This is a genomic window from Botryobacter ruber, from assembly GCF_003347595.2.
GTDB classification, from domain to species: domain Bacteria; phylum Bacteroidota; class Bacteroidia; order Cytophagales; family Hymenobacteraceae; genus Pontibacter; species Pontibacter ruber_A.
Window position 1 is genome coordinate 40,454 of sequence record NZ_QCZK02000045.1, and the last position, 16,640, is coordinate 57,093.

General features: G+C 48.4%; 8 protein-coding genes. 2 read left to right on the forward strand and 6 right to left on the reverse strand.

What is annotated here, in order from left to right; genetic code table 11:
• Nucleotides 1–9 precede the first annotated feature (9 nt).
• Complete coding sequence (locus tag DCW36_RS14730; RefSeq protein WP_125185476.1) at nt 10–264, forward strand: hypothetical protein; 255 nt, start codon at nt 10–12, stop codon at nt 262–264.
• 427 nt (nt 265–691) lie between these two features.
• On the opposite strand, the gene DCW36_RS14735 is transcribed toward DCW36_RS14730, so the two are convergent.
• From DCW36_RS14735 to DCW36_RS14750, 4 genes are all read right to left on the reverse strand, one after another.
• Entirely contained in the window at nt 692–1,891 is a 1,200-nt protein-coding gene (locus DCW36_RS14735; protein ID WP_164891144.1) for a DUF4998 domain-containing protein, read from the reverse strand.
• 76 nt (nt 1,892–1,967) lie between these two features.
• Nucleotides 1,968–3,194, reverse strand: a complete 1,227-nt coding sequence (locus DCW36_RS14740; protein WP_114783347.1) for a DUF4959 domain-containing protein — start codon at nt 3,192–3,194, stop codon at nt 1,968–1,970.
• A 25-nt stretch (nt 3,195–3,219) separates the two neighbouring features.
• Nucleotides 3,220–5,232 (reverse strand): RagB/SusD family nutrient uptake outer membrane protein, encoded by a 2,013-nt coding sequence (locus DCW36_RS14745; protein ID WP_205702938.1) that lies wholly within the window; start codon nt 5,230–5,232, stop codon nt 3,220–3,222.
• Nucleotides 5,233–5,253: 21 nt separating this feature from the next.
• On the reverse strand, nt 5,254–8,565 hold the full coding sequence (locus DCW36_RS14750) for a SusC/RagA family TonB-linked outer membrane protein (protein WP_205702939.1): 3,312 nt from the start codon (nt 8,563–8,565) through the stop codon (nt 5,254–5,256).
• Nucleotides 8,566–8,806: 241 nt separating this feature from the next.
• Between DCW36_RS14750 and DCW36_RS14755 the strand changes: the two genes are divergently transcribed.
• Nucleotides 8,807–9,181, forward strand: a complete 375-nt coding sequence (locus DCW36_RS14755) for a hypothetical protein (RefSeq protein ID WP_125185477.1) — start codon at nt 8,807–8,809, stop codon at nt 9,179–9,181.
• Here the strand turns inward: DCW36_RS14755 and DCW36_RS14760 are convergent.
• Together DCW36_RS14760 and DCW36_RS14765 are read right to left on the reverse strand one after the other, a co-directional pair.
• Nucleotides 9,144–13,247: a hybrid sensor histidine kinase/response regulator transcription factor gene (locus DCW36_RS14760; protein ID WP_164891145.1), complete on the reverse strand. Its 4,104-nt coding sequence runs from the start codon at nt 13,245–13,247 to the stop codon at nt 9,144–9,146. The two genes, DCW36_RS14755 and DCW36_RS14760, sit on opposite strands and share 38 nt — an antisense overlap.
• Nucleotides 13,248–13,742: 495 nt before the next feature.
• On the reverse strand, nt 13,743–16,538 hold the full coding sequence (locus DCW36_RS14765; RefSeq protein WP_114783350.1) for a LamG-like jellyroll fold domain-containing protein: 2,796 nt from the start codon (nt 16,536–16,538) through the stop codon (nt 13,743–13,745).
• Between the last annotated feature and the right edge of the window lie 102 nt (nt 16,539–16,640).

Here is a 16,640-nt window from a genome sequence, read left to right on the forward strand (position 1 = left end):
TTTCTTGTTATGGTTAATATTATTTGTCGCGTTAAAAACATGTTGGTTGATCGCAACTGCAATCCGGATAATGGTTACCCGCTACCGCCTTTGGCACTTACCTGGCTGGATCACAAAAACTTACATTTGTTTTCACCAACGCCTTCATTACAGGTAAATCTTTTATTCAAAATTGCGACAAATTTGCTTTTGCCAAGGGGGGTGGACCTTTTGATTATGGGGGGTAATTTTCCTTTTCAGGCCAATCAGGGCGTTTCCTGTTAAAATATGGCCCTTTTAGCTGCTTCTGCTGCACATTTTACTGAACAGGCAAACACAGCCGCTACCACCGGGACCGGGCAACAAAATTCTGTTCGTTTATAACAATTGCAGCACCTTTTTTTCTGCTGCCCCTGCCACCATAGCCTCTGCTGTTCCTTAACTGAAGAAGGTTTATGCGAAACATCAGATCCCTAATGACACTACTAATACCAGATACTATTTACTTGCTTCCATAAACTATTCTCCCTTTGTCATCCCTGAAGGGGATCTTGTGGGCGAACTGCAATCATGTTAGTTACTGGAGGTCGAATAATGGAAGATCCTTTTTACTATCTGGAATAATTGGTATTACCCTACTGGAGATTTACGCATAAAAAAACCGGCATATACAGCGGTAGTATATGCCGGTTCAGAAAAGGAAATTCAGAAATTAATTTTTATAAAAGTCAAAAGCGCGGATGTTACAGTACCTGCCTGGCGTACCACCTGACTGGGTTGTTAAGTAGCCCATGCTAACACTTGACGTTTCCCTGATAGTGAATGTTACCTGCAGTTCAAGAAGAGTTTTTCCCTGAACTACTTGCACAGACCCAAGCGCGGTTGCTACCTGCTCCACATCCGGGATGGTGTTGCCCAGCGCCACCACCAGGTAGGCTTTGTCATCCACCGTTAAATTTGTATCCCGTAAATCAGAAATTCCAAAGGTATAGGTGCCTGGCTCCAGTTCGAGCGTCTGGTAAATCTTGCCGTTTGTAACAGCTGGCGCCCCCCAGCCCGACTCCAGGTTGAAGATGTTACCATTCCACTCATCCCAGCCACCATGGCCGCCGTGTATTTTCGCTGCATCGTTTGTGATCCAGTCTGCCAGCGTGCCCCACCGGCCGTTTCTAGCCGCAGCTACAAACGGCACTTTGCTGTTTTTCAGCTTTGGAACAGGCTTGATCTCGCGGCTTCTGAAGGCAACGGCAAAGGTATCGATACTCGTTTTTTCCGGCTTAAAAATGGTTCTGTACCGAATGGTAGTTGCCGCCGAGAGTTCTGGCAGCAAAACTGTAGTTTCATTGATCGGAATAATAACATTTTTCGTTTCTCCGTTTAACTCATATTCCAGCTCGGTATACTGTGGCCCCGTAGACAGATCCATGGCCTCCCAGGTAAGGGTGGCGCCATTCTCGTTAAAATCAACCGCTGATATCAGGCGGTTGTTGATCTTTCTGCGGTATGAACTTCCATAAGAGGTGCCAACGGCGTTTACGGCTATGGAGCGGTTGCCGGAACCATCATAATTGTGGATGATAAAGTTTTTCACTCCTTCGTCTACATCAAAGGTTCTTTCAAACACGGCCCGCTCAGATCCTTTGTCAACATGAAATTCAACCGAATCCCGGAAGTCGTTCCAGTAAATTTTGGTTAGCTTGATCTTGGGGTCGGCATTAAACTCTCCCCGAAGCATAACACGCCCTTTGCCGGAATACACTTTCACCGAGTCCATCTTACCGGTATACATGATTTCCCCATCTTTGGTGTACTTTTTAAAGTCGTCCCATTTGGAGCAGGAGGACATGGCAACAGCGCAGCACAATACGACAACGGCCAGCCCTATCTTATATAAATTATGAATTATTTTCATGATGTTATTCTTTTTGCCATCCCGGTTACTCCTGCTGCCTGCACGGGGTAACCGGAACAGAGTTTCATAAGTTGTATTAATCACGTGTATCGCCAAACACCGACAATTCATTGATGCTTTGTGCCGTACCGCCTGCAAAGTTTTCGAGGCATTTGATTCGGATGTACCTAACTTTTGGAGCATCCAGATCCAGGTCCCAGTTAAAACCGGCGGCAGCTCTGATCCTATCCTCCGGCGTATCCTGCCCATACGGAGTACCAGACTGTTTTACCACTTCGTAAGAACCTAACAGAACCCAGCTCTCATCCAGCGCGCCATTTAACGAAGGGTTGGCTGAACCATAAACCTCAAACTTCTTCATGGTGGTCAGGTAGTAGAACTGCTCGGTCGGCACCCATTCCGGGAAAGGACGGATCCAGATACGGCTCAATTTCGTTAACCTGCCGGTGTCGAAGGTGATCATGTGGGGCTGGTCCCCGCCGTTGGACTGGTGCGTGAAACTAACATACGGCCAACCCAGGCGGTTATCCCAGGCATATTCCAGCCGGGCGCCATTGGTTACCTGCGGGGCATCGCCTGGCAACACAAATGCCCGGAAGTCAGACTTCTTAAGCTGGGTTTCAAACAAAGGCTTTACATTGACAGTGCTGGTGTCGGTTGAATTGCCCCACCTGTCTCTTACAAAGATTCTGAACTCATAATTGATTGTGTCCATGCCTCTTATCTTGGAGAGTATATCTTTTGCAGAAGTAAACACACTTTTATGGTTATCTACCTCAAATTCCCGGAAGACATTCTCTTTCATCACGATGATGGAAACATTGTCTTCCTCGGCATTGGCGGCAGCCAGGTTGTAGCCGCCAAAGGCGTTGGTGACCTGCAGGCTCTTGAATACTTTCCAGATTGGCGCCTCCAGCGGCTGAACCGTCACCGTAACAGGCTCAGAGGAGACATTGCTCCGGCTCACGGCATACAACTTAATTTCATGCGGTTCGGTATCGGCAAAACCTTCCACCATCAGACTGTTGCTGTAAAAAGAGGAAGTCACCTCGTGGGCTTTACCGGAAGCCAGTTTATAAACCGCCTTCACATACAGCAGGTTACTATTGTCGGGCAGAGAGTAGGTAAGCTTTGCTTTGCCCGGCAGGTTTTCTACCGTAACATTCGAAACTTTGCCCGGAACACTCATATCAGTCCCGATGGGCTCCCTGAACTCCAGGTCGTCCTCACAGGATACCATGGCGGTTGCTCCCAGCATTCCCATAAACAGGAACGAGGCCATTTTTATCTTTCGTAAATTCATTTTCTTAAACTAAAAGTTTCTTTAATTACCAACCTAAATTCTCAACCAGGTGCGGGTTTCTTCGGATATCCCAGTTGCCTATTGGCCAGAAGTAGTCGCGGGGAACGATGAATTTCTGGCTGAACACTACGCGTTCTGTGTTGTAGGTTTCAGCTGTTTTTCCGATGATGTTAAGCCCGGTAATGTCTTTATTCAGTTCTTCTGCCGCCAGCTTCCACCTTCTCAGATCCCAGAACCGGTGTCCTTCAAAGCAAAGCTCAATTAAACGCTCGCGCTGAATAATCTGGCGCAGCCCGTCCTGCGAGGTATACTTGGCCGGGTTCTTGGAAAAATTACTCCACGACTCCACAACACCCTTCAGACCGGCTCTTTCTCTTACTTTATCCACGTACTCGATGGCTAAAGGAGAACCGCCTTCCACTTCGTTGAGTGCTTCGGCATACATCAGGTACAGATCGGCCAGCCTGATTTCAGGCCATGGATATTGTTTCCAGGTGGGCGCATTCGAACTGTTGGTGGTAGACTCCCAGTGCACCAGCTTTTTGATGAAATAGCCCGTTTCGTTCCAGTTCGTAAAGTGGCCGTAGCCGGCTCTTTCGTTATTCTTGCTCTTCACCCAGAAGGTATTCACGTCGCTTCCGGTGGTGTTCCCGTCTTTCATGTACCAGATGCCGCCATCAAACCCTAAGTCAGCATAAAAGCGGGGCTCGCGGTCGAAGTTGAGGCGTGCTGTCGCCTGGCCGGGCTCCACATAGAAACGTTCTTCGGCAGTGCCTTTTCTCGGCTCCAGGTAATTGGTAAAATCCAGCTCCTTATCTTCCTCTATCGGCACCCCATTTTTGGTGTAGAACATTTTGGCAATCTTCATCGGTGCTGCCCAGGCCCCCTGCAACTGGAACCGGTCATTTTTAGTGCTTCGCTCCATTGGAGGCATGCAGAGCGCTTCGTTTACAAAGTAAGAATTAGACAAGGCCCACACGTGTTCTTTTCCCCAACGGTCTGTAACCGCATTGCGGATATTGAGCTGTGTTTTGGTTTCCTGGCTCAGGTTCAGCACATCGTTCCGGTACTCGTACAGCACATGGCCGTTTTGCTCTGCAGCCTCTATGGCAGCTTTGGCAGCATCCCGTGCCTTCTCCCATTTGGCAGGGTCGTAAACAGGGTTGAACAAGGCCACCCCTTCTTTATCCCGGAGGAGCGCAAAATCGCTGTTACCGTTAAACAGCGGGCTGGCGGCATACAACCACAGCTTGGCTTTAACGGCCAGAGCAATTGGTTGGGTAATGCGGCCTAGCTGATTATTTTCGTCCACAATGCGGCGCGGCAGCTTTTCTACAGCCTGGTCCAGCAGGTTCGAAATATAGTTCACGCAATCGTCAACCGGCATACGCCTGGCCGTCGGCTCTTCCGACAGAGGCGTTTGATCCAGAATTGGAATCGGTCCGTACATGCGCAGCAGGTAGAAATGGTAGAAAGCTTTCAGGAACTCCACCTCGCCAATCCACCGGGTGCGCTCATCGAGCGTCAGGTCCGGCACCTTGCTCTCATCTTTTATATTTTCGAGGAAGATGTTGCAGTGGCGGATGCCTACAAAAATCTTCAGGTAGTTAAACCGGCCGTCGTTTCCTTTGCGGGCTCCCCCCCATTCGTCGAACAAGGGAGCGTCTTTGTTCTGCTGCCCCAGGGCAATTCTGTATGCCGGATGCCAGTGTGTCTGGGCCGACTGCGGAAGCCAGATTTCATCGGCAGACATTAATCCTGCATTAAACCAGCCGTCGCCGTTCTTTGGCAGAAATGAGTAACAGGTAAACAGGTATTTTTCAGCCTCGTTACGCAGTTTGAAGGCATGGTCCATGGTGGCCACGTTATCCGGCACCACGTCCAGGTAGTCGTTACAGGAAGTAAAGGACAGGGCCAGCACCAGGGCAAGGCAACTTAGCCGCTTCGTGCTGCCTGAAGACCTGTGTCCGCTAAGCTGCTTTCCTCGAACAGCTTTGTTCAGACGGAATATTTTTATAAGAAAAGAATCTTTTTTCATGGTATTCTGGAATAACCTGAATTAATAATTAAAAGTAACACCCACGTTGTATACAGACTGGATAGGATAATTTAAGCCGTTACCACCCATCTCAACATCCCACATCTTGAATTTGCTGAGGATAAAGAGGTTGGTAGCCGAGAAGTATACCCTGGCCCCTTTCAGGCCTATTCTGTCTACATTGCCCACATTATAGCCGAAGTCTACATTTTTCAGTCGCAGGAAGTCGCCGTTGCGCATCCACCAGGTAGATGTCACGTTGTTAGGACCTACCTGCCAGGTGCTCAGACGTGGCCAGAAGGCATAAGCGTTCCTGTTCTCCTCAGACCAGTGGTCGTTGGCGATAACCTGCAGCAGACCGTTCTGCAAGCCACCATTCTGCACAAACGGCGAGATAGCAGCAGGATTGATAAAGAAAGAAGAACGGGCGGAGCCCTGGAAGAACAGGTTCAGATCGAACTTCTTGTAGCGCACGTTGGTACCAAAGCCATAGAGGAGCTCAGGTTGTGCCGGGAAGCCAAGTGGCACCATATCGTCGTTGTTGATGATCCCATCACCAGTAATATCACGGTACTTGATATCACCGGCCAGCAGGCCGGCATCGCCAAATTGCAAAGGAGAGTTGGCCACTTCTTCATTGTCTATAAACAAGCGTTCGGCAATAAAGCCCCATTGCTGGCCAAGCGAATGCCCTGTTCTGGACAGGTGCCTCAGGTCATCTCCGTAAATGAGCTCATCCACCTTAACGGCTTTGCTGGTTGCAAAAGTCATCGTGCCCCGCATTTCCAGGCTCAGGTCTTTTGTGATGCCTTTGTTATACCGGGCTGAAAGGTCTACGCCCTGTGTTTCGGCCTTGCCATAGTTTGAGAAAAGCGGCGCCATTAAACCTGCGGCGTTGTCGATATAGGTTACCGGCTGTAATATGTTCGACCGGTACTGCTTGAAGGCATCTGCTATCACTTCCATATCGCCGCCGAACAGGCTTAGGTTCAGGTCCATGCCCAGGTTGATCTGCCTGGACTCTTCCCAGGTAATATCTTCGTTGGCATACCTGGAGATAGAAACGCCTGGCCGGTAGTAGGTTGCGGCACCGTCGTTCCTGCCAAAGGAAGCGCCGTAGCCGCCATCGTTGAGGTTAACGTTGGACATGTACAGGAACCGCTGATCTACAGCACCGATCTGGTCGTTACCCACAAGACCGTAGGTCGCTCTCAGTTTCATGTTTGGAATGACATGCTTCAAAGGCTCAAAGAATCGCTCGTTTGAAATGCGGTAGCCAACACCTGCCGACGGGAAGAAGCCGTAACGGTTTTTCGTAGCAAAACGCTCGGAACCGTTGTAGCCAAAGTTAAATTCTGCTAAGTAGCGGTCGTCGTAGCCGTAGGTAAACCTGCCGGATATACCGTGGTTGCGGGTAGGCAGCGACCGGATCAGGCTTCCGGCATTGCCTGTTTCGTAATTAGCTATGTAAGAAACCAATAAACCGCCCACGGAATGTTTCTGGTTAAACGTCCGGTTGTAATCCAGCGCACCCTGCAACCAGAACTGTGAAGTAATTACTTTATCGCTTTCGTTATAGTTCAGATATTCCGTACCTACCGTTCCGATCGAAGTGGAAGAGCCATCGTTCATCACACCTAAGCTATAGCTGCCATCTTCCGGGTTGATCGTAGCATTATAAAAGAAAGGATTGTAAAACCTGTTGAGGGCAACAAATGATGTTCGCTTCACATACGTCATAGCCCGGGCACTTAATCCTTCGGTCAGGAATTTCAGGTCCTGCCGCATCTCCAGCTGCGGATTCAGGTTGGAGGTTTTGTAGGTCTGGTATCCTTTCACCATTTCGGCGTAGGGGTTCATATAGAGTGTAGTGGTTTCTACCGCATCGCCGTTGAGCGTTCGGGCTGAACCGAACAACGGGTGCTCTATATGCGGGAGCTTATCTTTTGGATAAACAGCCGGGAACATCACCGGGTTAGCACGCAGCGCATTATTAAAAGTAGCCGCTCCGCCACCAATAGGGCCATTGTAATCATCAAACTGACCATATACCCTGGCAATGAGTGTGGTGGAAGGAGTTACTTCCAGTTCAACATTGGAGCGGATGGAGTAGTTGTTCAGCCGGACGTTGGAGTTAAAATTATTGATCGGGTCTACCTTCAGGATCCCGTTATCCCGGTTGTAAGTACCGGCAATGTAATAGCGTCCTTTGCTGGTACCGCCGCTCAGGTTCAGGTTGTAGCCCTGGTTAACGGTATAGGGCTTTATCAGTTGCTTGATCCAGTTGTTGTTCGGGAAAAGATATGGATCCTCGCCCGCCCTGGTGCTGTTAATCTTGTTCTGCGAATAAAGAGGAATGGCATTCGGCGAGCGTCCAACGGTTGCCTCGTTTGCCAGTTCCATAAAGGTGATGTTATCCGCCAGCTGGAAATTCTGCGTATTTGTAGAAATTCGGTTTTCTGCCCTGAAATTAAACCTCACAGGACCTTCCTTACCGGATTTGGTATTGATCAACACCACGCCGTTGGCACCTCTGGCACCGTATATTGAACTGGCAGCGGCATCCTTCAGCACCGAAAAGTCGGAAATATCGTCCGGCTGCAAACGGGCCATATCTGTTGGAGACGACTCGATGCCGTCGATGAGGATAAGCGGGTCGCGCTTACCGGTACCAAAGGTAGAGAGGCCGCGGATATAGAAGGTCGAGTTATCGGTACCCAGGCCCGGCTCGCCGCTCTGCTGGAAAGAGATCACACCGGCCACCTGCCCGGCAATGGCATTGGTTAAGTTGGCGGATGGGGTTTTAAGCTCTTCCACTTTTACCGATGTAATAGAGCTCACCATACTGGCCTTGCGCTGCTCCCCGAAACCAACTACTACCACTTCTTCCAGCGCCTTGGCATCCACGGCCAGCTTAATATCGATTTGCCCCCTGCTGTTGATCGGAACTTCCTGTTTTAGGTGGCCGATAAAGGAAAAAATCAGGGTACCTGTACCCTTTGGAACAATCAGGGCGTACTCTCCATTTGCATCTGTAACAGTACCAATGCTGGGGTTCTCCTTCAGCATAACCGTTACCCCCGGAAGGGTTGCACCGTCTTGTCCGGAAGTAACCCGCCCTTTTACCGTGAACTGATTTTGCCTGGTGCTTTCGGTAGTGCTGCTCTCTTTTGGCATAGCCCTCACCACAACACTTCGCTCGGTGTTCGTTTCAGCAGCTTTACCAGGCGCACTGCTTGCATACAGGCTACTTTGCGCATAAGATGGCGCAAAACTTAAGCTTATGCCCATGGCCAATAGCAGCCACCTCTTTTTTTGTAAACTTAATTCCATAAATACATGTGTTTACTTTTAATTAATTTAAAATCAGATGTTCATTGTAATTAACTAAGACTGGAGATTGTACTCATTTGCATGCAATCTCTGACTTGCTGTTCTGTTCTACTTCATCCTCCTAATTTTTAGTTTGTAAGTTCCTGTCAAGGCATCAGATCATGGTTAATCTGAAACAAGGCTCCCCTGTTATTCACTAACTAACATTTGTAAAATAAAAACCCCTTAAGACACTGTTTTCTTGTTATCCATAGACAAAACTGCGATTATTCTTCTTTACAAAGAGGGGGTAAACTTATTATTTAGCGGGGGGATATTTACAAAACGCCCTGGCAAGGCCTCAAACAAGCGTTTGTTAACAACAATAAGCGAAATGTTTCCGTTAGCACCTCATTTATACCTTATGGCACATGCCTCCTGCCAAAACCAACTTGCAGCCCGTTCAATAATAAGTGAGGAAGTCAAAAAAAAATCCCCTCGGGTACCCGAGGGGATAATGACGGAATATGCTAAGATGATACTCCCAAAAATTGAATTGATTAACGAAGGCTTTGCACCATTGCCTCCTACATCGCCTGTTATTCCACCTCCGCTTCTTTCAGGACTTTTTCATTAAGCGTGTAGTTTTTATGAAACGATTTCCTGTATTTTTTTACATAGTCCGATGGGTTTAACCCGAACAGCTTTTTAAACTGCTCCCTGAAGTGTTTCATGTCACTGAAACCAGCCTCAAAAGCAGCCTCATTGATCCGGTAATCGGTATCGATGAGCAGACGCGCCACCTTGCGGAGCCGGATAAACCGCATAAAATCATTGACCGGCCTGCCCGAAATCTCATTTACCTTTAAATACAAGTTCGATTGGCTCATGCCCATTGCCCGTGCAAAAGCCTTAACCTTAAAGTTCGGGTCGCTCATATTCCGCTCGATGGTTTCGATGCAGGAGGTCAGGAAGTCGCTATACTCGGCGGAGATTTTAAGCTTGTTGGTTTTAAGCGTTACCTCGTTATAGAAAAAATGCTGCAGGTTATCGCGGCTCTTCAGGATACTTTCTACCCGGGCCACCAGCAGTTCTTTTTCAAACGGTTTGGTAATGTAATCAACGGCGCCGCCTTCTATGCCTTGCAATTTCATTTCGGGCGAGGAACTTGCAGTTAGCAGGATGATCGGAATATGTTTCAGCGATGGATTTTCCTTTATGGTGCTGCATAGTTCCAGGCCATTCATGCCGGGCATCATAATGTCGCTGATAATTACATCGGGCAGGTACTCCTGGGCAAGTTCAAGCCCCTGCTCGCCGTTCTCAGCTTCGTAAATGGTGTAGGTGCTGCTGAAAATCTGCTTCACATACTGCCGGATCTCGCTGTTATCCTCTACCAGCAGCAGCGAATTTTTCTCCACCACCAGCTCGTTCAGCTCGTCTGCCGGTTGCGTAACAGTGGCGACCTGCTCCTCTTCTACCGGCTGCACAGCAACCTGTAGCTCTTCGAGGAAAGCAGAAGGCTTCACGTTATCCTCTACGCTGCACGCCGCCGGAAAATGGTCTTTGCCTTTGGGCAGCAGAATTCTGAAGCTGGTCCCCTTGTTCAGTTCGCTTTCATAAGAAATCTCCCCCTTATGCTGCTCCACGAACTTTTTCACCAGGTACAGGCCAATGCCAAAACCGCCTGAGGCAGCGGTCCCGCTATCGTACACCTGGTGGAACCTGTTAAACAGCTTGTTCCCGGTTTCGGCAGGAATGCCACAACCACTGTCTATAACCAGTAGCTCTACCTGCTGGTTGTGCTCGGTTACGTGCAGTGTTATCTGCCCCGAAGCAGGGGTAAATTTAAAGGCGTTGGACAACAGGTTGAAGAGAAGAATCTCCAGCTTTTCGCGGTCACCATAAAAATCAATGGTATTAGCATCGCAGCCAAAACTATAGTGGATAGCTTTAATTTTGGCCTGATGGGTAAAACTCAGGTAAACGTCCTCACAGACAGCAGCGATATCGAACCTGCCTAGCTTCAGGATATCTTCGCCACTATCGGCCTTCCGGAAAAGCAGCAGCTGGTCTACCAGCCCCAGCAGCCTGCGGGCATTCCGGTAAACAACTGCCACATCCTGAAACCCTATATGCTCACGCTTCTTATCCACCAGTTCTTTGATGGGATTGATGATAAGGGTTAACGGCGTGCGGAACTCGTGTGAAATATTGGTAAAGAAAGATAACTTCTTCTCGTTCAGCTCCGCGTCCTTCTCTGCTTTGAAATTGGCAATATTCAGTTCATATCTTAAACGCTGCTCTTCGTGCCGCAGGCGCTCCTGTTTTGTACGGTAAGCATTATAGGCATACAGCAGCCCGGCTACAATGGCAGCGTAAGCACAAAATGCCCACCAGGTTCTGTACCAGGGTGGCAGCACCTGTATGTGCACTACCCGCTCCTGTTCGTTCCAGATACCCTCTGCATTGGTGGACTTGATGCGTAAGGTGTAATCTCCTTCTCTTAAGTTTGAATAATTGGCGGTGCGCTGGTTATCGGTGTAGGTCCAGGTTTTGTCCCAGCCTTCCAGCATGTAGGCATACGAAATTTTTTCGGGAGCTGTAAACTCCAGGGCTCCAAAGTCAAATGAAATGAAAGCTTTATCGTAAGGCAATGTAATATCATCCACCAGGTACAGGCTTTGGCCCGCTTTTACAATATTATCGGCCGGAGCAACAGGTTTATTGAATAAACGGATTCCGGAAATGACCAGGTTGGGGAATGCATGATGGGACTGAACACTGTCCGGATGGAAAATATTGAATCCATTTATGCCACCAAATAATATCTCGCCTGTACTTAACTTCAGGGAGGCATTGTAGTAGAACTGATTACTCTGCAGCCCATCAGCCTCGTAAAAGTTCCTGAACTTCTTTGTTTGGGGATCAAAAGAGGAAATGCCATGGTTGGTACTTATCCATAACTTCCCATGGCTATCTTCCTCGATATTATGGACAGAATTATTTGCAAGTCCTTCTTCTTCTGTAAAAGCAGTGAACTTTTCAGTTACAGGATCGAACAGCAACAAACCATGCCCCTGCGAGCCAACCCACAGGTTTCCCTGCTTATCCTGGTACAAGGACCTTACGGGATAATTCAGCTCAAAATACTTGTGCTTCCGCTCCTTTTTATCAACTTTTATCAGGAGCGCATAGGTACCCAGCCATAAGGTTCCTTTCTTATCTTCTAAAATGGTAATCGGGTGCCCCAGCGCCTCGTCGTATAATTCAAAGGTATCTGTGCTTCTGTTATACTTATAAAGCGGCCCCCCTTCTGTCGGGCCTGCCCACAGGTTTTTCTGACTGTCTTCATACAACCTCCAGATAAAATTATGCGGACCACAGGAATAGCGGCTGAACGTACCACTGGACCGGTTGTACCTGTTGATACCGCCGCCCCAGGTGGCTATCCAGATATTATCTTCAAAATCTTTTACAACGCTGGTAACATTGTTATTACTGAGCGAAGCAGGGTCATTTTCGTTATGTACAAAATTCCGGAAACTGTTATCGGTCCGGTTCCACACAGACACCCCTCCACCGTCGGTACCTACCCAGATAGTTTTTTCATCGTCTTCACAGAACGAAAACACAAAATCGTTGACCAGGCTGCTCTTGTTATGCGGGTCGCGCCTGATGGTGGTAAACTTGTCTTTCTTCTTGTCGATCACATTTACCCCTCCCCGTTGCAGGCCGATCCACCATCTGGCGTCATCATCCTTCAGCAGGGATGTGACGGCATTACTGGTCAGGTGTGTTTTACCTGCCCCCGATTGGAAACAGGTAATTTTGCCGGTAGAAAGCTCGAGCAAATTGACGCCACCGCCATCTGTTGCAATCCACACCCGATTAGCCTCTGACGTATTAATATCGACCACCCGGCTGCTGGAAAGTTTTCCTGCACCCTTGCCATAGTGCTTATAGGTGTTAGTTTTCAGGTCGTATAAATAGAGCCCGCTATCAGTACCCAGCCAAAGCGTATTCCGGGCAGCTGACTTCATCACATTCGCCCGGTCAATGGCTCTTGTTACCAGGTGCAGTTTGTTGGTTTTGGGATCGAACCGGTGAAGCCCTTCATGCCGTATCATTACCCACACGTTTCCGTCCGCATCGATATGCAATGCCTCGCCAATATAGAATTGATTTGGCTCTGCTGCCGGTCTTAATGCTATTTGCCTGAAGGTAGCTGAATTTTTATCTTTAACTAAAAGCCCCAGCCCATACGTTCCTATGTAAATATTCTTTTGCTTATCAACAGCGATTTCAAAAATTTCATCTAAAACCTTTTTCCGGTCTTGCTGCTGATGCGGGTAATACCAGGCAGCCGAAAAATCAGATGTATTGCTGTTTAACACACAGAGGCCTCTTTTGGTACCCACCCAGATATTCCCGGATACATCGCCTGTCAAGGTGGTTATTTGATTGTGTATTAAGGAGGTGGTATCATTTAACCTGTTCCGGTACACTTTAAATTCGTATCCGTCATATTGGCTTAACCCATCGTCGGTGGCAAACCACATAAACCCGAACTTGTCTTTATAGATAGCATTAACCGTATTATTCGATAAGCCATGCTTAATACCCAAATGCCCAAAGGATTGGGCAAATACCTGGTGTGCGAAGAGTAAAAGCAAACAAACTACGAATAATGGTATTCTCATCTTAAAAAAATAGTGCATCTACAGGTGAACAGGGTTATTGAAGTATTAATTCCGCTAATGCTCAGTTTTGCAAGTGTTAATATTACACTATTTTTTGTCATATCATAACGATGTTTAAACATAAACATCAATTTAAAAGTCCCTGCTGCACTGCATGCACCTAAAAAAGCAAAAACCTGCCGGTTCACACGTGGAACAGGCAGGTTTTGAGCGTAAACCGGCGGTACTTTTACTGAATTTGTTCTGCTGCAGCTGCCACCATAGCCTCTGCTCCTGTTTAATCGAGTAAAGATCCAGATTTAGCTGAAACGCTTGCTCCCAAAGACCTCGCAGTGTGCGCAGGTCTTTTGAGCAGCAGAGTTACTTTTTTGAGGAGCAGAGGCTGTGGTGGCAGCTGCAGACAAATTTTCCTACGAGATTAGCTTTGAATCCGCAGGTCCCGGACTTGACCGGGAGGGGACTGCCCTGCTTTCGTAATTTTTTGCGTAACATCAGTTAGTTACGCTCAATAATAATTTTTCTCACCAGGGTTTCTTTTGTATTGGTCAGCCTGAGCATATAAATACCAGCCGGCAAGTTTGAAACGTGAAGTTCAGTATCGTTGGTACCTTTCAGTTCCTTGCTCTCTACCACTCTACCGTTCATATCCATCAGGCGAACTGTTGCCGTACCACCCATGTTATCAGAAAAAGTACTTAGATGTATCACATCTCTGGCAGGCACCGGCCACACCGCCAGGCTTTCTTCTTTTAGCAAATCAGGTACACTTGTGATTGTAGTTGCTAGCTGCGCTACTTCTCCGGCTGACAAGGCGTAGTTATATACCCTGAAATCGTCGACAGCACCATTGAACAGCGGGTCCGGGTACTGGCTGCGGCCAATGTAGTTCAGTACCGGTTTAAAATCCAGCGGTCTGATGGTGATAGCACTTGACTCCGCTACCAGGACGCCATTCACATACAGACTTGCACCGGATGCACCCAGCGTTACGGCCACATGCGACCATTGCCCTACAGGTAACCCGGGTGCATTCAGTTGCTGTTCATCGCCACCATTCCTGATGACAAAACGCAAGGTGCCTGCTCCTGAGCTTGGGGTTAAGAACACGTTTTCAGCCTCGCCATTTCCAAAATCGAAGATGCGCTGCCAGGCACTGCCCCCGTTCCAGTTTACCCAGGTGGCAACCGTAATCTCCTGCTGATTCGCCAACGTTGCCGGCAGTTGCAGGAAAGCATCCGTACCGTTCAGCGCGATAGCTTTATTGCCGGCCTTGCCTGTAACAAAGGATGTTCCGCCCAGTTTAGCGCTGTGATTGAAATTAATAGATCCATCCAGCAGGTTGTCGTCGAACTGGTAATGCGAAACCAGGCCATTGTCACCGGTTGGTGTTGCAGAAACTTGATTAGAGTAAACGGAGCGGTTAAGGGAGCGGTCCACTGCCTTAATTTTATAAAAGTACTGTACGCCTGCAGCAGCAGAGTTATCAACAAAAGCGGTGGTGGGTACGTTGCGGGCAATGGTATTGTAAGCTCCTCCCGCCACTTCCGCACGGAAAATAGTGTAGCCTGCTACGTCTGTTTCCGGACTGGCAGTCCAGGTTAAGCGGACAGAAGCTGCATTTGCCGTGGCTATCAGGTTGCCTGGTGCAGTAGGCGCATCGAACTCTACCGGTGCACCAACCGGCAGAAAGCGCCATTGCTGGCTTGTACCACCATTTTGCTCCCACTGCACAATGTTTTCGCCATTTACCTGCAGACTTTTTGCACTGTGGCGGCTGCGGATATAAAACCAGCCATCCCCGGCATAGTCCAGGTACCGCTGTTGGTTTGCACCTTTTGCATCGTCCCACACAATTATATTTGCACCATTATCCAGCGACCAGTTATTGTCGTCCAGCGCCTTGCCACTATGCCCTGACGTAATCGAGAAGTAGCTGAAATCACCTCCGACCCGTGCATCTACAGGCACCACGTTCCACTGCTGGTTGGCTGCACCTGTGTAAGTACCTTGCTGCACATTGGCACCGGCATTTGTAGAAGCGCCGGCCACTTCCATGACCTTGCCGCTGTTACGGTTCACTATTATATAACGTCCGTTGATAACAGGCTGTATGTCTTCCCCCCACGTGATATTTACCACTCTTTCGGCGTTGGGCTGCCCCTGCTGATAACCGGTACCGCCAGGCATTACCAAAGTATATTCGTGTTGCGGTCCATAGCCATCGTAGAATACTGCTTTGTCTTTAGAAACAAAACGGTACGTAGTAGTAGTTGCCTGCCGCTCGGAGGCGCCACCGAAAGCCTGCACCTTGCCATCAGGGTGACGATAAACCGAGGCTGCCGTCCAGTTAGGGCGGTGCTCGGCGTAGCCCAGGCGCACACCGTCGCTGGCTTTTACAAATTCTCCGCGTGCCAGCTCTGCTGTACCCCACCAGATGCCGGTCTGCAAACCATATTCCACTCCTACCATGGCCTCTACAACATTGTGCAGTTCATCGTTGGTAGCATAGTCTCCGTTAGCTCTTACTGTTTGGTAAAAGTTAGCATAACTATTGAAACTACCAGCCAGTTGGTGGGTGTTCCCTTCGTCTAATTTAGGTTGCAAAAAGTTGTACCAGGGCAGGGCCTGATCTGCGTTAAGCGTGTTACCACCGGAAATACGGATGTTGTCAAAGCGGGAATTCTGCTTCAGCAAATCAGCAATATTGTAAAAGTCCTGCATTGAACCTTGCCCCCAGCCATAGTCCGGCTCGTTGAAAGGGGCAATCGAGACAACTGTACGACCTGCTTCCTGAACCCGTCTCGTCGTCACGTCCAGCAGTTGCGCCCAACGCGCGGCATTAACGGACCCGTCGGCATTTTTATACCATGAAGAAACACTGGGGTGGTCGCTGTTTAATGCCACTTTTGTATTTGGCCCGGTTAAAGCCACGAAGCTAAGACGTAAGTTAAGCCAGTCTATCTGCTCCTGTTGCAGGTCGCCATCTACTAACGGGTGGGTAGGTTGAAAGGATGCTCTTACCAGGTCTACATTGTCGGCTCCCATAAACGCGATGCCTCGTCGTAAATTAAACTCGTGAGGCCAGGCAGTATCAAGCCCCCAGATAATGGGTTTGGCAACACCCGGGTCGGAAACAAGAAAGGGAACTGTTCGGTCTGGTACAGGTTGAGCAACCAGGTTGCTGCTCGTGCTGGTAACCTGACCGGATGGATTTGTAGTTTGTGCATGAACCTGGGTAATTCCCAATCCAAACAGAAACAGGAGTTTGACAGTCGTAAAATTTCTTCTCATAAATTACCATTAGTGTCCAAACGTTGCTTTTTTATATCTATATAATCTACTGTAATTAAAGATGTTATACCTTGTTTTTGGATTTTTCGATTTGAAATGGGT